The organism is Bradyrhizobium sp. UFLA06-06 (genome assembly GCF_054820065.1).
Genome location: NZ_JADFUD010000010.1, coordinates 182,994 through 201,055, shown reverse-complemented (window position 1 = coordinate 201,055; position 18,062 = coordinate 182,994). Strand labels below are relative to the sequence as shown.

General features: G+C 66.1%; 21 protein-coding genes and 1 tRNA gene. 11 read left to right on the top strand and 11 right to left on the bottom strand.

The features are described from left to right. Both IF803_RS11960 and IF803_RS11955 read left to right on the top strand, forming a co-directional pair. Window positions 1-721 (top strand): peptidoglycan -binding protein (locus IF803_RS11960; protein ID WP_461192264.1); only part of this gene is annotated, 721 nt, incomplete at its 5' end. Between the two features lie 706 nt (window positions 722-1,427). Then, window positions 1,428-1,700, top strand: coding sequence for a hypothetical protein (locus IF803_RS11955; protein ID WP_155258634.1), 273 nt, complete (start codon window positions 1,428-1,430; stop codon window positions 1,698-1,700). A gap of 115 nt (window positions 1,701-1,815) precedes the next feature. Here IF803_RS11955 and IF803_RS11950 read toward each other — a convergent pair whose 3' ends face one another. Continuing rightward, window positions 1,816-2,136, bottom strand: coding sequence for a PilZ domain-containing protein (locus IF803_RS11950; RefSeq protein WP_461192263.1), 321 nt, complete (start codon window positions 2,134-2,136; stop codon window positions 1,816-1,818). A gap of 322 nt (window positions 2,137-2,458) precedes the next feature. Between IF803_RS11950 and IF803_RS11945 the strand changes: the two genes are divergently transcribed. The 3 genes from IF803_RS11945 to IF803_RS11935 all read left to right on the top strand — a co-directional run bounded on the left by IF803_RS11945 (window position 2,459) and on the right by IF803_RS11935 (window position 6,196). Beyond that, window positions 2,459-3,973 carry an AMP-binding protein gene (locus IF803_RS11945; protein ID WP_461192262.1) on the top strand — a complete coding sequence of 505 codons (1,515 nt, stop codon included), beginning with the start codon at window positions 2,459-2,461 and terminating at the stop codon, window positions 3,971-3,973. Between the two features lie 144 nt (window positions 3,974-4,117). Continuing rightward, window positions 4,118-5,089, top strand: a complete 972-nt coding sequence (locus tag IF803_RS11940) for a S1C family serine protease (protein ID WP_411779799.1) — start codon at window positions 4,118-4,120, stop codon at window positions 5,087-5,089. Between the two features lie 24 nt (window positions 5,090-5,113). Further along, entirely contained in the window at window positions 5,114-6,196 is a 1,083-nt protein-coding gene (locus IF803_RS11935) for a carboxylesterase family protein (protein WP_461192261.1), read from the top strand. A 234-nt stretch (window positions 6,197-6,430) separates the two neighbouring features. Here IF803_RS11935 and IF803_RS11930 read toward each other — a convergent pair whose 3' ends face one another. Together IF803_RS11930 and IF803_RS11925 are read right to left on the bottom strand one after the other, a co-directional pair. Then, window positions 6,431-7,330, bottom strand: a complete 900-nt coding sequence (locus IF803_RS11930; protein WP_461192260.1) for an SDR family oxidoreductase — start codon at window positions 7,328-7,330, stop codon at window positions 6,431-6,433. Window positions 7,331-7,386: 56 nt separating this feature from the next. Further along, window positions 7,387-8,127: an SDR family oxidoreductase gene (locus IF803_RS11925; protein ID WP_461192259.1), complete on the bottom strand. Its 741-nt coding sequence runs from the start codon at window positions 8,125-8,127 to the stop codon at window positions 7,387-7,389. Window positions 8,128-8,246: 119 nt separating this feature from the next. On the opposite strand from IF803_RS11925, the gene IF803_RS11920 reads away from it, so the two are divergent. Further along, window positions 8,247-9,134: a LysR family transcriptional regulator gene (locus IF803_RS11920; RefSeq protein ID WP_461192258.1), complete on the top strand. Its 888-nt coding sequence runs from the start codon at window positions 8,247-8,249 to the stop codon at window positions 9,132-9,134. 63 nt (window positions 9,135-9,197) lie between these two features. Continuing rightward, window positions 9,198-9,404 carry a hypothetical protein gene (locus IF803_RS11915; protein WP_016841536.1) on the top strand — a complete coding sequence of 69 codons (207 nt, stop codon included), beginning with the start codon at window positions 9,198-9,200 and terminating at the stop codon, window positions 9,402-9,404. Between the two features lie 77 nt (window positions 9,405-9,481). On the opposite strand, the gene IF803_RS11910 is transcribed toward IF803_RS11915, so the two are convergent. The 6 genes from IF803_RS11910 to IF803_RS11885 form a co-directional block, all read right to left on the bottom strand. Continuing rightward, window positions 9,482-10,159 carry a DsbA family protein gene (locus IF803_RS11910; protein ID WP_461192257.1) on the bottom strand — a complete coding sequence of 226 codons (678 nt, stop codon included), beginning with the start codon at window positions 10,157-10,159 and terminating at the stop codon, window positions 9,482-9,484. A gap of 36 nt (window positions 10,160-10,195) precedes the next feature. Next, window positions 10,196-10,933, bottom strand: coding sequence for a sulfite exporter TauE/SafE family protein (locus tag IF803_RS11905; RefSeq protein WP_461192271.1), 738 nt, complete (start codon window positions 10,931-10,933; stop codon window positions 10,196-10,198). 135 nt (window positions 10,934-11,068) lie between these two features. Beyond that, window positions 11,069-11,791, bottom strand: a complete 723-nt coding sequence (locus IF803_RS11900; RefSeq protein ID WP_069275888.1) for an LrgB family protein — start codon at window positions 11,789-11,791, stop codon at window positions 11,069-11,071. Continuing rightward, entirely contained in the window at window positions 11,788-12,174 is a 387-nt protein-coding gene (locus IF803_RS11895; RefSeq protein ID WP_137476834.1) for a CidA/LrgA family protein, read from the bottom strand. Before IF803_RS11895 ends, IF803_RS11900 begins: the two co-directional genes overlap by 4 nt. A 328-nt stretch (window positions 12,175-12,502) precedes the next feature. Beyond that, complete coding sequence (locus IF803_RS11890; protein WP_461192270.1) at window positions 12,503-12,949, bottom strand: PaaI family thioesterase; 447 nt, start codon at window positions 12,947-12,949, stop codon at window positions 12,503-12,505. 5 nt (window positions 12,950-12,954) lie between these two features. Next, window positions 12,955-13,389 carry an acyl-CoA thioesterase gene (locus tag IF803_RS11885; protein WP_018269668.1) on the bottom strand — a complete coding sequence of 145 codons (435 nt, stop codon included), beginning with the start codon at window positions 13,387-13,389 and terminating at the stop codon, window positions 12,955-12,957. A gap of 93 nt (window positions 13,390-13,482) precedes the next feature. On the opposite strand from IF803_RS11885, the gene IF803_RS11880 reads away from it, so the two are divergent. Further along, the gene (locus tag IF803_RS11880) at window positions 13,483-14,040 is read left to right on the top strand and encodes a TetR/AcrR family transcriptional regulator (protein WP_028342569.1); all 558 of its coding nucleotides are present in this window, start codon (window positions 13,483-13,485) and stop codon (window positions 14,038-14,040) included. 79 nt (window positions 14,041-14,119) lie between these two features. Here IF803_RS11880 and IF803_RS11875 read toward each other — a convergent pair whose 3' ends face one another. Beyond that, window positions 14,120-14,605 carry a hypothetical protein gene (locus IF803_RS11875; protein WP_461192256.1) on the bottom strand — a complete coding sequence of 162 codons (486 nt, stop codon included), beginning with the start codon at window positions 14,603-14,605 and terminating at the stop codon, window positions 14,120-14,122. A gap of 208 nt (window positions 14,606-14,813) precedes the next feature. On the opposite strand from IF803_RS11875, the gene IF803_RS11870 reads away from it, so the two are divergent. Further along, window positions 14,814-15,095, top strand: coding sequence for a PsiF family protein (locus tag IF803_RS11870; RefSeq protein WP_028342570.1), 282 nt, complete (start codon window positions 14,814-14,816; stop codon window positions 15,093-15,095). Between the two features lie 326 nt (window positions 15,096-15,421). Further along, entirely contained in the window at window positions 15,422-16,507 is a 1,086-nt protein-coding gene (locus IF803_RS11865) for an AbrB family transcriptional regulator (RefSeq protein ID WP_085970728.1), read from the top strand. Window positions 16,508-16,780: 273 nt separating this feature from the next. On the opposite strand, the gene IF803_RS11860 is transcribed toward IF803_RS11865, so the two are convergent. After that, window positions 16,781-17,353, bottom strand: a complete 573-nt coding sequence (locus IF803_RS11860; RefSeq protein ID WP_461192255.1) for a disulfide bond formation protein B — start codon at window positions 17,351-17,353, stop codon at window positions 16,781-16,783. A 509-nt stretch (window positions 17,354-17,862) separates the two neighbouring features. On the opposite strand from IF803_RS11860, the gene IF803_RS11855 reads away from it, so the two are divergent. Continuing rightward, window positions 17,863-17,947 (top strand) — tRNA-Leu (locus IF803_RS11855). Window positions 17,948-18,062 lie beyond the last annotated feature (115 nt).

Genomic DNA, 18,062 nt, shown 5'->3' with positions numbered 1-18,062 from the left:
CTATGAGGGGCTCGCGAGTTCCGGCAGCGACGCGCAGGGCCGCGCCAACGAGCTCAACAAGGCGCTGGAGTCCGAGAAGGCCGTATCGTCGCGCGCACTGGCGCAGATCGAGCTGCTGAACCAGCAGATCAGCGCCCTGCGCCGCCAGCTCGCCGCGCTCGAAGAGGCGCTCGACGCCTCCGAGAAACGCGACAAGGAATCGCAGAACCGCATCGCCGATCTCGGCCAGCGCCTCAATGTCGCGCTGGCGCAGCGGGTACAGGAACTGTCGAAATACCGCTCGGAATTCTTCGGCCGGCTGCGTGCGATCCTCGGCAACCGTCCCGACATCCGCGTCGTCGGCGACCGCTTCGTGTTCCAGTCGGAAGTGTTCTTCGATACCGGCCAGGCGACGCTGCTGCCCGAGGGCAAGACCGAGCTCGAAACGGTCGCGAGCGCGCTGATCGATCTCGACAAGCAGATCCCGCCCGAGATCGCCTGGGTGCTGCGCGTCGACGGCCACACCGACGTGCGGCCGATCAACAGCCCGCTGTTCAAGTCGAACTGGGAATTGTCCTCGGCGCGCGCGATCTCGGTGGTGCAGTACCTGGTCTCGCTCGGCGTGCCGGCGCAGCGTCTGGTCGCCGCAGGCTTCGCCGAATTCCAACCGCTCGACACCGCACAGACCGAAGACGCCTACAAGCGCAACCGCCGCATCGAGCTGAAGCTGACGGAACGCTAGGACGACGGCGCCCGGCCAACCAGTCGTCATTGCCGCGTTCGACTGTGTTTGCGTGCACACGGCACTATCCGTTCGTCGTCCTGGCGAAAGCCAGGACCCATAACCACCGCATTTGATGATGAACGGGATCGCGGCTCCAGCGTCGCGCAACAATTGAGATTTGGGGTAATGGGTCCTGGCTTTCGCCAGGACGACGGTGAGGATGGGTTGCAATTCAAGATGTCAAACAGCGCGGTGTCGTCACCCGCGCATGCGGAGGCGGCGAGCCGGGCGATGACGGTGCGGATGCCACACACACGATCGTCGTCCTGGTGAAAGCCAGGACCTATAACCACCGCAGTTGATCATGAACGGGATCGTGGCCCCAGCGTCGCGCAACAATTGAGATTTGGGGTAATGGGTCCTGGCCTTCGCCAGGACGACACCAAATTTGTTGCGCGGTCCGTGAGTCACACATCCGCATTCTCGCGACATGAATGCCCAAACTTCATGTCGAAAGATCCGCAACGACCGGCGAGGCGTCGCCGCGATCGGTGGAGACCGTTCATTACACGGATATTTGCTTCGTCCTGGCGAGGCGCTCGGGAACGCATCAAATGCGGCTGACGTTATGTTGGTATCGCAATCTCGCGGGCTTGGCGGATATCTCGTCTCCGTCGCGGCTGTGCGTATGCCCCAGCCTCACCGCGCCATCTCGGACCTGCGCATGCTCAAGACCAAATTCGCCATCATCATCGCCGCCGGCCTCATCCTCGCACCGGCCCAGCTTCTCGCGCAGAACACGGGCGGCACCCCGCTGCCGCCCAGGCCAGGCGACCGCGCCGCACCGTCGAACGGCGTCGGCGGCACTGCGCTCCCGACCCAGTCCGGCCAGCGCGTCGCACCGTCTTCCGGCACCGGCGGCGGCAGCGCCGCACCGGCGCTTCCAGGAGGCCCGACCGGCACCACCGGCAATGCCGACAACCCGCAGCGGCGATGACGTGAGTCACGCCTGCGTTAGAAGTCCCGGCGTGCGCAATTGAACGCGCGGCCGATGCGATCGGCGATGGTCTGCGCCGAACGTCCATTCGAACATTGATTGACGAAACGCCGCGCTAGGTCGCGCCGGCCGGCTCCGCGGCCGGTTCAACCGGCTCGACTTCGGCGGTCACGAATTTGAGCCCGTAGGTTTTGCCGCGACACCAGACCACCTCGCAAGGGTAGCGCTTGGCATGATCGGCGAGCAGCGTCAGCGCGAGGCGGTCCTTCACCTCGAAGTCGACCTCGGTGGTGATCTTGGCGCCGCCGGGCGAGATGTCGACCACGGTGCATTCGCTCTCGGTCACGCCGTCGTCGACCGTGATCCAGGCCGCACGATTGTTGAGTTGGCGCCGCGGCTCGCGACTGACCTTGATCCGTGCTCCATTGCTCGCCATCGTCGCCGTCCTTGAAGCCATTGGTCATTGAAAGACATTGCACACCGCGCACGTCGATCGACGCGTCCGGCACAGAACCGCAACGGCCACAATGCCGGCCCCCCGTAAAGCCCGGCTTAGCGCGATCGCTTGAACTTTACCGGAATCTTGACGGGGCTTTTAGCGAACAGGGATTCTACAATTCCGTCAGCGGGATACCGGCCGCGTCGGCAGCCACCGGCTTGACACGGAGACTGCACTCTTGGTGAAGTGGCGGCCGTGGCGTTGACCACATCCCTGCAACAAGAGCGCTTCAAGCCGCCTTTTCCGACGGAAACGACCCATGCTGATCCCCCTCGCCGACGTGCCGCGCTGGTATGCCGAACGCAAGCCCACGGATGCGATCGCCATCAGTCATGGCGCGGATGCGTTGACCTGGCTCGAGCTCGAGCGCCGCGCCAATGCACGGGCGCGCGCCTTCGTCGCCAAGGGCGTCAAGCCCGGCGACTTCGTCGCGATCGGGCTGCCCAACAGCAACGCGTTCTTCGAGACGACTTTCGCGGTGTGGAAGTGCGGCGCGACGCCGACCTCGCTGTCATGGCGGCTGCCGCGCGGCGAGGCCGCCGCGGTGCTCGAGATTCTGAAACCGTCGCTGGTGGTCGGCGGCGAGGCCGACTGGAATGCGCCGAATTCGCTGCCGGTGAATTTCGTGCCGGATGGATTCTCCGGGGAGCCGCTCGATTCGCCGGTCGCGCGCTACTGGAAGGCGATGACGAGCGGCGGCTCGACCGGACGGCCGAAGGTGATCCTCGATCACAACCCCGCGGTGATCGAGACCACGGCCGAGGCGACGCTTGGCATTGCGCGCGACACCTCGCTGCTCAATCCAGGGCCGCTCTATCACAATGCGCCATTCATCCTCTCGCACTTTGCGCTGTTCGGGGGCGGAAGGGTCACCGGCATGGTGAAGTTCGACGCCGAGGAGACGCTGCGGCTGATCGAGCGCGAGCGCGTGCAGTGGGTGAATTTCGTGCCGACAATGATGCACCGGATCTGGGCGCTGCCAGAGGAGGTGCGCAGCCGCTACGACGTCTCCAGCCTGAAGATCGTGTTTCACATGGCAGCTCCGATGCCACCCTGGCTGAAGGAGAAATGGATCGAATGGCTCGGCCCGGAGCGGATCTGGGAGCTCTATGGCGGCACCGAGCGGCAGGGCGCCTGCGTGATCTCGGGCACCGAATGGATGGCGCACAAGGGCTCGGTCGGCAAGATCGGCGAGACCGCAAAGCTGCGCATCATCGGCGAGGACGGCAACGACGTCGCGCCCGGCGAGACCGGCGAAATCTATTTCCTGCCCAATGACGGCGCCGGCTCGACCTATCACTATCTCGGCGCAACACCGAAGCGGCGGCCGGATGGCTGGGAATCGCTCGGCGATATCGGCCGGCTCGATGAAGAAGGCTATCTCTATCTCGGCGACCGGCTCGCCGACATGGTGCTGCGCGGCGGCGCCAACATCTATCCGGCCGAGGTCGAGGCCGCTGTCAGCGAGCATCCCGAGGTGCGCTCCTGCGTCGTGGTCGGACTGCCCGATCCGGAATTCGGCCAGCGCGTGCATGCGATCCTCGAGCTCGCCGACAGCGCCGATGCACAAGCGATCGCCGACGGCATGGGCGATTTCCTGAAGGACCGGCTCAGCCGCTACAAGCATCCGGAAAGTTTCGAGCGCGTCGGCACCGCGCCGCGCGACGATTCCGGAAAGGTTCGCCGCACCATGCTGCGCGACGAGCGCGCCGCGTGGATCAAGGACAACCGTGCCTTCCGCATCATGCCGGCGCGTGCGGCAAAAACCGAATAGGTTCAATTATCTTGCGAGGGGCAGGTCTGCACGCCACATGAGCTGTGCAGGCGGCCCTGCAAGGTATATCATTCCATCTTCCCTGCCGGCAGAACCTCGGTCTACCTTGAGGTTCCAGCGCCCTGCACGCCAGGAGATCCCTTGATGCCCTCCACGACCGAATGGAAAGTGCCCGCGGCCTTTCAGCCTCGCCCCGAAGATTACCGCTACGATCTCGATCGCGCGCTGATGAGTGTGGTCGGGCTGCACTCGATCATTCCGCCGGATGCTTTCAGCGCCGAGACGCTCGGCACCGAGCGCGCCGGCAATGGCGTCCTGATCGACGACGGGCTGGTGCTGACGATCGGCTATCTGATCACTGAAGCCGCCACGGTGTGGCTGCATCTCGGCGACGGCCGCGCGGTCGAGGGCCACGCGCTCGGCTTCGATTTCGAATCCGGCTTCGGCCTGGTGCAGGCGCTCGGCCGGCTCGATCTCGCACCGCTGCGGATCGGCTCGTCCGCGGCGACGCAGGTCGGCGACAATGTGGTGCTCGGCGGCGCCGGCGGCCGCACGCGCTCGGTCGCAAGCCAGATCGCGGCGAAGCAGGAATTCGCCGGCTACTGGGAGTATCTGCTCGACGAGGCGATCTTCACCTCTCCGTCGCATCCGAACTGGGGCGGCACCGGGCTGATCAACAATGCCGGCGAGCTGATCGGCATCGGCTCGCTGCAGCTCGAACGCGAGCGCTCGGGCCACGCCGAGCATGTCAACATGATCGTGCCGATCGATCTGCTCAATCCGGTGCTGGACGATTTGCGCAAGTTCGGCCGGGTCGACAAGCCGGCGCGGCCGTGGCTCGGCATGTTCACGACCGAGATCGACAACCGCCTCGTGGTGGTCGGCGTCGCCAGCAAGGGACCGGCGGCGCGCGCCGAACTGAAGACCGGCGACGTGATCCTCGCGGTCGACGGCGACAAGGTGACGAGCCAGGCCGGCTTCTACCGCAAGCTCTGGTCGCTCGGCGCGGCCGGCGTCGACGTGCCGCTGACCATCTATCACGAGGGCGTCACCTTCGACGTCACGCTGACCTCGATCGACCGCATAAAGCTGTTGAAGGCGCCGCGGCTGCACTAATAAAAAATGGAAGAGGCAGCAGCGATGAGCGAGGCGGTGGTTGACGACATCGTGGCCGTGCTGCCGCCGCTGCTGCAGACGCTGGAGTCGCTGTCCTTCGTCGCCCGCAACCTCAACCCGCCGGACTTCGATCGCGTGATGCAGATCGCGGGCGAGCCCGAGGAGGCCTTGCAGGCGGTGCGGCCGCGGCTTGCCGATTGGCCGGAGAAATTCGCGCACATCAAGACCGCGCTGGAAGCCGCGATCGAACCGGCGCTGTCAGGCTATGCGGGCCTGCGCGCCGTGCAGCACGGCGAAGGCGACCTGGTCAGCGTGTTCCGCGCGCTGCGCTATCTGCCGCGGGCGCAGGAGGCGCTCTATCCCTTGACCGAGCTGCCGCCGGTCAGCGGTTTCTTCATCGCGCCCGATCTGCGCGAGAATACCGAGCTGCAGGCGAAGCTCGCGGCCAAGCCCAACGCCGACACCGGCATCTTCCACGAGCGCAACGAGCCGGGCAGCCGCGGCGGCTTCTCGATGTACGTGCCGGAATATTACACGCCCGATCGCGCCTGGCCGCTGGTGATGGCGCTGCATGGCGGCAGCGGCAACGGCCGCGGCTTCCTGTGGAGCTGGCTGCGCGATGCGCGCAGCCGCGGCGCCATCCTGCTGGCGCCGACCGCGACCGGCCAGACCTGGGCGCTGATGGGCGAGGACACCGACACGCCGAACCTCAACCGCATCCTCGAGCACGTGCAGGCGCGCTGGAAGATCGACGAGACGCGCCTACTCCTGACCGGCATGAGCGACGGCGGCACCTTCAGCTATGTGAGCGGGCTCGACGGCGCCTCGCGCTTCACGCATCTGGCGCCGGTTGCGGCGACTTTCCATCCGCTGATGGCGGAGATGGCCGACGCGGAGCGGCTGCGCGGCTTTCCGATCTTCATCACCCACGGCCGGCTCGACTGGATGTTTCCCGTGCAGACCGCGCGGCAGACGCAAGGCCTGCTAGCGGCCGCCGGCGCCAAGGTGACCTATCGCGAGATCGACGATCTCAGCCACACCTATCCGCGCGAGATCAACGCGGAGATCTTGCAGTGGCTGAATGGTGAGCGGGCCGACGGCGTCTGATGCGCCGCCGGCTTGTAGCTGCGTTGCGTAGCTCTATTCCCGTCACCCCCGCGCAAAGGCTTTGCCTTTGTCGCTGGAGGAGCGCGAAGCGCGTCTCGAAGGGTCGACGGGCCCGGCTGCGGCCACGCCGTTGCATCGGGGCCGTGCATCCTTCGAGGCTCGCTCCGCTCGCACCTCAGGATGACGGTGATGGACGGCGCGTGCAGCCCTGTCGCGAATGTAACGCCTGCCAGACTACCCGTTCACTCGCGGCTTGAGCAGGTCGGAGAAGCCGACCCGGTGCAGCATCTCGTTGCGGACGCGGTCGATCACGCCGAATGCGACTTCGGCGCCGTCCTGGGTCGGATCGATGTGGACGCGGAACGGCCGCTTGCCGAACGGCGTGTCGACCACCTTCACGATAGCGTCTGCGACCGACGAGGCGTCGGCATCCTCGGGCACGATCGCTGCGAACGCCTCCATGATCTCCTTGCCGAAACCGGCATAGGGACCGGCCTCATATTCGGCGACGCGCGCTTCGTCGGCGGGACGGCCGGAATGCGCAAAGTGGTTGGTGCCGCCGGTGAAGGCGCCGGGCACGATGATCGAGGTCTCGATGCCCCAGCGCGACAGCTCGCGGGCATAGATAACGGCCATCGCGTCCATGCCGGCCTTGGCCGCGAAATATGGCGCGAGATAGGGCGGCGTGCCGCCGGCCGAAGAGCTGCTCGACACCCAGACCACGAGCCCCCTGCCCTGCTTGCGCAGCTGCGGCAGCGCCGCGCGATTGACGCGCTGGGTCGATAGCACGTTGACGTCGTAGAGCTCGGCAAGCTGCTCGGGCGTGAACGCCTCCGCCGGACCGAACACCATGTGGCCGGCATTGTGCATCACGACGTCGAGGCGGCCTTCCTCGGCGACGATCTGCGCAATCGCCGTATCGACCGACGCCTGCGAGCCGACATCGAGCTCGAGCGAGCGCAGGTCGACCTTGTTGTCGCGCGCGAACTCCTCGATATCGGCGACCGCGGCGGCGTTGCGGCCGGTGGTGTGGCGCATCGAGGCGTAGACGGTGTGGCCGGCCTTGGCGAGCGCGTTGGCGGTGAGGCGGCCGAAGCCGCTCGAAGCGCCGGTGATGACGATGACCTGTTTCATGACAAATATCCTTGTGAAGTCGGTTGAATGCGCGTTGGGTTGGAGATGTGAAGACGTCAGACCAGGCCGCCATTGGCGCGCAGCGTCTGGCCGTTGATCCAGGAGCCGTCGGGGCCGGCGAGGAACGACACGACAGAGGCGATGTCATCGGGCGTGCCGAGCCGCTCCAGCGGGACCATTTTGGCGAAGCGGTCGATCAGCTCGTCCGACTTGCCGTGCAGGAACAGATCGGTCGCGGTCGGCCCGGGCGCGACCGCATTCACGGTGATGCCGCGGCCGCGCAACTCCTTGGACAGGATCGCGGTCAACGACTCGATCGCGGCCTTGGTCGCGACATAGATGCCGTAGGTCTCGAGCCTGGTGCCGACGACGCTGGTCGAGAAGTTGACGATGCGTCCGCCGTTGCGCAGCCGGCGCGCCGCCTCGCGCATGGTGTTGAAGCTGCCCTTCAAATTGACCGCGACCTGCTGGTCGAACGCGGCATCGTCGCTGTCGGCGATCTTGCCGAGTTTCATGATGCCGGCATTGTTGACCAGCACGTCGACGCCACCGAAGGCGGCTTCCGCCGCGTCGAACATGCCGCGCACCGCGCTGGCATCGCTGACATCGGCCTTCGCGGTCAGTGCCCGGCCGCCGGCGGCCTCGATCCTGTCGGCCACCACCTGCGCCGGCTTGGCGTCGCCGGAGTAGTTGATGACGACGGTGAAGCCGTCCCCGGCGAGGCGTTCGGCAACCGCCGCGCCGATCCCGCGCGAGGCACCCGTCACCAAGGCTACCTTGTTGGTTTGGTTGGTCATTTTAGTCTCCCATCGGGTTGTGCGGCCGCGCCGCGTTCGATGGGAGGACGCTACGCCTTGGCATTCACCGGATAATCATGCACCTTCCGGCATCACTATTCGTTATTTCCGGATAATAGATGGACCGTTTCGACGCGATGCGCGTGTTCACCCGGGTGGTCGAGCGGCGCAGCTTTTCGCTCGCCGCCGACGATCTGGGGCTGCCGCGCTCGACGGTAACGGACGCGGTGAAGGGCCTGGAAGCGCGGCTCGGCGTGCGGCTGCTCGAGCGGACCACGCGCACGGTGCGCCCGACGCTCGACGGCGAGGCGCACTACCGCCGCTGCCTGTCGCTGATCGCGGATCTCGAGGACGCCGAGGGCGCGTTCGGCGGCGCGCGGCCGAAGGGACTGCTGCGGCTCGAGGTGCAGGGCACGCTGGCGCGGCACTTCCTGCTGCCGAACCTGCCGGGCTTCCTCGCCGAATATCCCGACATCGAGATCAACATGAGCGAGAGCGACCGCTGGGTCGATCTGATCCGCGAAGGGGTCGACTGCGTGCTGCGTTTCGGCAAGCTGCCCGACAGCGACATGATCGCGCGGCAGGTCACGATGCTGGAGCGGCTGACTTGCGCGACGCCGGATTACCTTGCGCGCGTCGGCACACCGGTCGACCCGTTCGCACTCGACGGCCATCGCATGATCGGCATCCGCTCGCTGACGACCGGACGCCTGCGGCCGATGGAGTTCGTGATCGACGGCGTGCTGAAACAATTTCCGCTGCCGGCGCCGATGTCGGTGACCGGCCCCGAGAGTTATCTCGCGAGCGCCAAACTCGGTCTCGGCCTCGTGCAGGTGCCCCGCTTCCACGCCGAAATCGATCTTGCCAACGGAACGCTGGTCGCGGTGCTGCAGCAATGTCCGCCGCCATCGGTGCCGGTAAACCTGCTCTATCCGCGCAACCGCCAGCTCTCGCCACGCGTGCGCGTGTTCATCGATTACGTGATGCGGGCGTTCGTGCGCAGCTGATCGATCGCCGGAACCACACCGAGCCCGACGACGTTATGCTTCCGACACCGGAGGGATTGAGCGATGCGGACCTTTTTCGGCATGATTTTGGGCGCGCTGCTGCTGATATGCGGCGTTTATGTCTATGACTCGATGCGGACGTCGAGCGTCGCCAATGGCGAGGTGGCGCAGGATACGCGCACCATCGTCAATTGGGACGTCGCAGCGCATGACTGGAACCTGCTGAAGACGCGCACCCGCGAGCAGTGGGACAAGATCGCGGCGAAGTAACGATGGCTTTCAAACCGACACAAAAGCAGATGGCCTCTCCGACGCCGGAGAGGCCATTTTCGTCGCAGGAAGCGCGATCAATTCTGCTCGGTCTTGCGGCCCATATTGGCCTTGCGGGCGTCGGCGATCACCTGCTCAAACTGATCCATGCTGAGCACGCCCGGCACGCGATACTTGCCGACGATGAATGACGGCGTGCCGTTGAAGCCGAACGCCAGCGCCTGCTCGTTGTTGCGCGAAAGGATCGCATCGATCGTCTTGGCGTTGGCGTCGTGATCCTTCTTCAGCCGGTCCATGTCGAGGCCGGCGCCCGAAAGCAATTCGGCGATGCGCGGCTCGGTGATGCGCGAATTGACCGAGATCATCGCCTCATGCGCGACGTCGAACTTGTCCTGGTACTTCGCCGCCAGCGCCATCCGCGCCGCGACCTTGGAAACCGGCCCGAGGATCGGCCAATCCTTCAGCACGAGGCGGACCTTGCCGTCGTCCTGCACCACCTGGCGCAGTTCCGGCGCAAGCTTGCGGCAATACGGGCAGTTGTAATCGAACCATTCGACGATGGTGATGTCGCCCTTCGGATTGCCGATCACCGGAATATCCGGATCGCGCAGCACCTGCTCCTCGGTCAGGACATTGTCGTCCTCGGCGCCCGCGGTGCCCGCGGCCATGAGTGCGATGCCGGCACCGATCAGGCCGAGCGCGCCGCGGCGGGTGGCACCGGCGTTGATCAAGGGCGATTTCGTCAATTGGTTCATGGCTGGCTTTCGCAAGGGCTCGTCGCCCTTCTACGTTCAGGACACATTGATGTTACGCAGCAGCATATAGATCGCCACCACGATAATCACAGTCGCAAACACGATATTCAGCGCGCCGCGCCGTTCCGACAGGTGGCGGGCGCTGCTTGTGCCGAGCAGGCCGCCCGCGATGCCGCCGGCGACGAATAGCCCCGCCAGGCCCCACGACACCAGCCCGGACCACGCATAGCTCAGGGCCGTGGTCATGCCGAAGGCGGTGACGGCCACCAGCGAGGAACTCACCGCGTTCATGATCGGCATCCCGGTCGCCAGCATCAGGGCTGGCACGATCAGGAAGCCGCCGCCGATGCCGAAGAAGCCGGACATGGTTCCGGTGGCAAGCCCGAGGCCGATGATCGCGGGCATGTTGGACATCGAGATCTTGACGTCGGTCAGCCCGACCCGCGCGCGGCTCTTCAGCATCAGGCCCGCGATGACCAGCATCACCAGCGAGAACAGCGCGAGCAGCTTCTGCCCCTCCAGCATCTTGCCGAGGATGGAGCCGCCGAACGCGCCCAGCATGCCCGACAGCGCGAACACCAGCGCGCAGGACCAGATCACGGTGCCGCCGCGGGCGTGGTTGGAGAGATTGACCGCGGCGTTGGCAGCGACCGCGATCGCCGACGTGCCGATCGCGACATGCGGCTCCGGCACGCCGACCACATAGACCATCAGCGGCACGGCAAGGATCGAGCCGCCGCCGCCGACCAGGCCCAGCGAAAAGCCGACCAGCATGCCCGATGCCAGCCCAAGCATGCTTTGAGTTGCGGAGAAGACCAAGGGGAACAGACTCGCGTTTGAGGCGGCGACCCTAGAAGAATTTGCTGCTCAATGCCATACCAATAGCACAAAACTGCCCTGCAGCCGGGATTAGCGCAGCAGATATGTCACAGCCAGCGGCACCAGCAGCGAGGTGACCAGCGCATTCAGACTCATCGCGATCCCGGCGAAGACGCCGGCGACCTCGTCGACCTGGAAGGCGCGCGCGGTGCCGATGCCATGGGCGGCGATGCCCGCAGCAAAGCCGCGGGCGCGAAAGTCGGTGATGCCGGTGAAGTTCATCAGGGGCGTGACGATGATCGCCCCCATGATGCCGGTGAGGATCACCGACACCGCGGTCAGCGAGGGATCGGCATGCAGCGATTCGCTGATGCCCATCGCAACGCCGGCGGTGACCGATTTCGGCGCCAGCGACAGGATGACGTCGCGCGGCAGGCCGAACGCCTGCGCCAGCAGCACCACCGAGACGATCGCCGTCAGCGAGCCGATCGCGAGCGCAACCAGCATCGGCAGGATCGCCGCCGCGACCCGCCTGCGGTTCTCGTAGAGCGGCACCGCGAGCGCCACCGTCGCCGGCCCGAGCAGGAAGTGCACGAACTGCGCGCCGGCAAAATAGGTGGTGTAGGTGGTCCCGGTTAGCAGCAGGAACACGCCGATGATCCACACCGAATGCAGCACGGGATTGGCAAGCGGGTGCCGCCTCGTCTTCAGCGACACCGCGTCGGCCACCGCATAGGTCAACAGCGTCACCGTCAGCCAGAGCAGCGGCGACTGCGAGAGGTAGACCCAGAGCGAGAACGGATTGTCGCTCACGGCCGCTCCTCCTCGCGCGAAAACAAACTGCTCGCCGCAACGAAGGTCGCAACCGTCGCCAGCAGTGTGACGATGACCGAAACCGCGAGGATCACCAGGACCGCGATGCCGTGCTCGGCGAGCAGATCGAGCTTCTGCACCACGCCGACGCCGGCCGGAATGAACAGCAGCGAGAGATTGGCGAGCATGCCGCGGCTCGCGCTCTCGACGCCGTCATCGCCGAGCGGCCCGCGCGCCAGCGCCGGAAAGCGGTCGCGCGCCAGCAGCAGCAACAGCAGCAGCACGAGGCCGACCACCGGACCCGGCACCGGCACCGCCAGCGCGCGCACGGCGACCTCGCCGACCAGCTGGCAGAGCAGGATCAGGCTGAGGCTAGCGATCATGGCAGGAAGCTCACGCGACGCATCCGCCTATCAGGTCGTTGTGGCGATGGCTTGTCAATGCGCGGGTCTTGCATGCGCAGATCTTAGGCGCCGCCGCTCTCAAATCCGTCACACCTTCTCAGACCGTCATCCCGCTTGTCGTCCCTGCGAAAGCAGGGACCCATAACCACCGCATTCGGTGATGAGCGGGATAGTGGCCCCAGCAAGCGCAACAATTGAGATTCGGGGTAATGGGTCCTGGCCTTCGCCAGGACGACGCGGGGTGTGTGGCGCGACCTGCATCCACAATCGTCGTCCCTGCGAAAGCAACGCGCACAGAGTTAGCCTTCTACCCTTCCCGCCGCGCCAGCGCCATAAGCGTGCCGCTCATGGTTGCGACCAGCGTCTCGACGCCGTCCTGGATCGCGTAGGCGCGGCCGTCGCAGACCGTCAGCGTGCGGCCGGGCTTGACCACGACGCCGCGGAACACGAACCGCTCGCCGCGGGCCGGCGCCAGCAGATTGGTCTTGAACTCCACGGTGAGGATGTCGGAGCCTTCGGGCATCAGCGTGAAGGCGGCGATGCCGCAGGCATTGTCGAGGCCCGCGGTGATGATCCCGGCATGCACGAAGCCGTTCTGCTGGCAGAATTCCGGCGCGTAGGGCATCGCGAGATCGACTTCGCCGGGCTCCATGCGCGCGATCGAGATGCGAAGCGTCTGCATCGCGCGCTGGCGCGCGAACGTATCGGTCGCAACCGCGCGATAGTCGGGATTCTTCGGCTCGAAGCGGGACATCGCGGTCACGCACTCACGGGTTCTGACGGGACGAGATGCGGCATCGCGGCGTAGCGGATCGCGGGCGCAAACGGCGCCGCCTTGCGCGCGGCGCGATCGATATGCACGGCCGCGATCTCGCAGGTCGCGGCGATTTCGCCGGTCTCCGCGTTGCGCATCTCGTGCAGGATACGGATCGACTTGTCGCGGAACTCGACCAGCCGGCTCTTGACCTCGACGAGGTCGCCGGCGAGCAGCTCGCGCTTGTAGGAGATGTTCTGCTGCACGGCGGCCATGCCGCGGCCGGACTCGCGCAGATAGCTCGGCGTCAGGCCGAGCCGCGCGAACATGTTCCAGCTCGCCTCGTCGAACTTGCCGACATACCACATGACGTTCATGTGGCCGATATGGTCGCAATGCCAGGGATAGACCGTGCCGCGATAGGTCGCCTCGCCCTCCATCGGATCCCTCCTTCGATCTTTGATACGGTAGCGTATCAGGGACGAAGCGGGCTAGCAATACGGTACCGTATCAGAGGGGTACGCGGAGATCACATGACTGAAAGCAAAGGCGACGTCTGGGTCGCGGCCGGTTTCGCCGAACTCGCGCATAGCGGGGTCGACGGCGTGCGGGTCGAGGTGCTGGCGAAGAATCTCGGCGTCACCAAGGGCGGCTTCTACCGTCGCTTCAGGGATCGCGCCGCGCTGCTCGAGGCCATGCTGACGCGCTGGCGCGACGGCCGCATCGCATCGATCGAGAAGCACACCGCGCTCGACGGCGCCAGCGCGCGCGAGCGGCTGAAGGCGATCATCACACTGTATTCGGAGCGCATGAACACCGAGGCGATGGCGGTCGAGCTCGCGATCCGGCAATGGGCGCGCACCGATGAGGCCGCGGCCGCCGCCGCCGCGAGCGTCGATGCCGCGCGGCTGAAGAATGTCGCCCAGCTCTATCGCGCCACCGGGCTGCCGACTGAAGAGGCCGATGCGCAGGCCTTCCTGTTCTACTGCTTCATCTTCGGCCAGAGCCTGCTGTTCCTCGAGCGCGGCCCGCGCAAGCGCGCGCAACTGCTGGCGCAGTCGGCGGACAAGCTGCTCACGGAAAACCCGTAGAGAGAGAGCTGCCAATAGAGCCGGTGGAAACGGAAAGCGGCCGGCTTACGCCGGCCGCTCGCCAAACTCGGAGGCTGACTCAGGCGCCCTTCAGGCGCTTGTTGCATTCGCTGTAATAGCCGCCGCCCTTCTGGATCCACTTCAGGCCGCCATTGCCGCCGGTGGCCTTGTTGGCGTTGTACTGGTCGACGCAGGTGTGCATGCGTCCCTTGCCTTCGGACTCCTTGGCGTATTTGGGATCGATGGCATTCGGAAACACGGCCGGTCCTGACGGCGCCGCCGGTGCCGCGGCGGGCGCCTGCTTGGCTTCCTTCGGCGCGGCCGGAGCGGGCGCGGCGGCTGCCGGCGGCGGAGCGGCGGGCGCCGCGGCCGGGGTCGCGTCGGCGCCGCACTGCGCCTTGCGGAAATCATTCCACTTCTGGCCGCCGAGGGTGCCGGCCGACTTGGCCGCCTGGTACTTGGCGCTGCATTCCTGCGCGGTCAGGGCCTGCGCCGGCGCGCTCGCCGCAAAGGCTGCAAAGCCCGACATCGCAATCACGCACAACAATCTGGTTTGAATGGTCATCCCTGGTCTCCCGTCATCCCTGGTTTCCCGTTGGTTTCCCGTGGGGGGCATTGGCGTAAGACCATTATCCTAGCGCAACCCCGACTTGCGACAACGCGCCAGCGCGCCTGCGCGTTAAAATATTGTGGCGGCGGGACCACTGCATGTTCATCGACGGTTCAGCATCGTCGCGCGACGTTTCGACCCTCTTTCCCTCACGAGGTGCCCCATGAAGACGATTTCCACGCTCGCGTCCGCAACCGCCCTTGCCTCCCTGCTGCTGATGGGCGGAGCTTTCGCGCAAACGGCCGCGCCCGCCGCCAAGGACGCCGCTCCGAAGGCCGAGACCAAGGCGCCGGCCGAGAAGAAGCCGCGCACCGCCCAGTCGCTGGAATGCTCGAAGGAAGCCGACGCCAAGGGGCTGCACGGCAAGGAGCGCAAGAAATTCCGCTCCGAGTGCAAGAAGGAGAAGTCGGGCGGCGCCGCCGCTGCGCCCGCGGCGACGAAGTAACGCCCGGACAGGTTTGATGCGATTCGCTCTCCCCATCGGGGAGGGCAATCGCACATGCGCTCGATCCCTCGGCGAACCCGTCATGCCCGGCCTCGTGCCGGGCATCTACGCGTTGGCTTGCGCGTGGGAATGACGTCGATGGCCAGGAGACCTGCGCGAAGACGCGCTTCGCGCTTTGACCCGGTCATGACGAGTTTGTGGCGATACTGATCGCCATCCCCAGCTTGTTTCGAAGGGTGAAAATCTGTGCGCCACGCGAGCCGGGGCGCAATGCTGCAATCGCGAGATGCATTTGTCGCGTTCACGCGAATTTGCCATAAGGCGGCGTGACCCTGATCCGCGCTTCGATGGCAACGGCCATTCCCGACCGCAGCAAAGTCCTGAACGGGCTCGAGACTCTCGTCATCGGCACCGTCGGCGGCTTGCTGTTTCTGTGGGCAGAACTGCCGGGCGGCCTGATCTCGGGGGCGATGGTCGCGGTCGCGATCGCCGCATTGGCCGGACGGCCGCTCGCGGTGCCGGCGGTGTTGACGCAATCGGTGCTGCTGCTGCTCGGTATCTCCCTGGGCTCGCTGATGTCGCAGCAATTGCTGCAGCACATGAGCTCCTATCCGCTCACCATCGGCCTGCTGGCGCTGGCGACGTTCTGCTCGACCTTCGGCTCGAGCCTCTATCTGCAACGCGTTCATGGCTGGGACCAGACCTCGGCTTTCCTTGCCGGCAGCCCGGGTGCGCTGTCGCAGATCACGATCCTCGCCGCGGAAAAGGGCGCCGACGTCGCGGCGATCGCGGTGGTGCAGACCATGCGCGTGATCATTTTGACCGCGGCGCTGCCGCTGGTGCTGGCGCTGACCGGGGTGACGCATGCCGCGCCGCCGCCGTTGCCGACCTCGGTCGCCTCGCCGTTCGGCCTCGTCGCGCTGGTCGGCTTATCGATCGGGGTCTCGCTGCTGCTGCGCTGGATCAAATTCCCCGCCAGCTGGATGTTCGGAGCGATGCTCGCCTCCAGCCTGCTGCACGGCTCCGGGCTGGTCGATGGCGGCCTGCCGCCCTGGCTGCGCAACATCGCGCTGGTCGGCATCGGCGCCATCATCGGCACCCGCTTCGCGCGGATGAAAACCTCGACCCTGCTCAGTCACGTCAACGCCGGGCTCGGCTCGTTTGCGATTGCCATCCTGATCTCGGCGGTGTTCGTCGCGGTGATCGGCTTCACCACCCATGTGCGGCTCGCCGACGTCGTGGTCGCCTTCGCGCCGGGCGCGATGGATGCGATGCTGGCGCTGGCGCTGACGCTGCACATCGACCCGATCTTCGTCGGCGCGCATCATCTGTCGCGCTTCCTGTTCGTCACCATCTCGACGCCGGGCATCATCCATCTGTTCGGCCGCCCGCAGGACGACGTCGACGATTAGGCCCTCTTTGTCCCGTCATCCTGAGGAGCGCCACCGGGTCCGCGCGAAGCGCGGCCCGATGACAGGCTCCGCGCGTCTCGAAGGATGAACGGCCCGGTCAGTGCCCGTGCATGCTTCGAGACGGCTGCTTCGCAGCCTCCTCAGCATGACGGATCGAGAGACGGGCGGGCTTTATCCGTGGAAGCGTAGGATGGGTAGAGCGCAGCGAAACCCATCGGCTTCGTTCCGCAGCAAGGATGGTGGGTTTCGCTTCGCTCTACCCACCCTACGGGCTTATGCCCGCGCGGCTCGCATCACGCCCCAACCGGCGATCGCGGCCATCACGAGCGAGATCAGCACGTTGTAACCGGCCAGCGAAATGCCGAGGAAGCGCCACTGCACTTCGTCGCAGCGGACCACCTTCACCTTGTCGAGCTGGTCCAGCAGCGAGCCGGCCTTGCCGAAATCCACCATCGGGCCGGTGCAATCGGTCGGTCCCGGCCAGAACCCCCATTCGACGCCGGCGTGATAGGTGCCGAGCCCGGCATTGGCGAGCGCGGCGAGGCCGAGGATCATAAGGCCCGCGAGCAGCACCGGACGCGGCGCGCCGCGGGCGGCCGCGAGCGCAACCAGGGCGCCGAGCGGCACCGCGAGGTAATAGGCATAGCGCTGCTCGAGGCAGAGCGGACAGGGCATGATCTCCAGCACGAGCTGGAAGAACCAGGCGCCGGCCAGCGTCGCCGCCGCGATCACGGCAATCGCCAGGGCCGAGGTCAGCGCCGGATTGCCGGCGGCGGAAGCATGCGACGGATGGGCGGTGGCAATCGTCACGTCGGTCCTCCTGCGAGCATCGTTCGGGAGGGTCATGGGCCCTGCTCCAAGGTCGTCGATTGCGGTCGTATCGCGTGAAAATACCGCTGTCGAGGCGCGGGACAATCACATCCGCGCGGGTTGACCGTGACGGCCGCCGTCCGCCGCGGTCAAATCGCGTTCAGTCGATGATGCGTCGGAACGCGCAGGCGCCACTGGGTCATCGCCGCCTGCAACTCATCGGAAAAGAAAAGACCCGGATTGAGCAGCCTGCGTCATGTGCGTCATCGAGATCGACGAACGAATTCGCGCCTCCGTCCCGGAGTACGTTGCCGCAGCCGCGGCCGGGCATGGGCACGGTGGCAGACGGCCGCCGCCGGGCAAACTCTTCTGTGACCGCCATACGGACGGCGACGGCGTTGCGTCGTCCCTGGGATCACACCCCCCGGAAATTCCGCTGCCGGGGCGCGGGACATCCGGTCCGCGCGGGTTGACCGTGACGGGCCGCCCGCTATAGTCCGCCGCGCTTCGCGACCCCGGCCTTCCCGGCCGGGACCATTGCGAATGCCCCTGTGGCGGAACTGGTAGACGCGCTCGACTCAAAATCGAGTTCCGCAAGGAGTGCTGGTTCGATTCCGGCCAGGGGCACCATTCAGCGCAGCCGTAGCCGACAAGCCATCCGCACGAAGGCTCGTCCCGGCATAGCCCGAAGGGCGAAGCCGAATCCCGCCCCTGGGCGCCATTCGCGTGCGATCCAGGCCGTAAA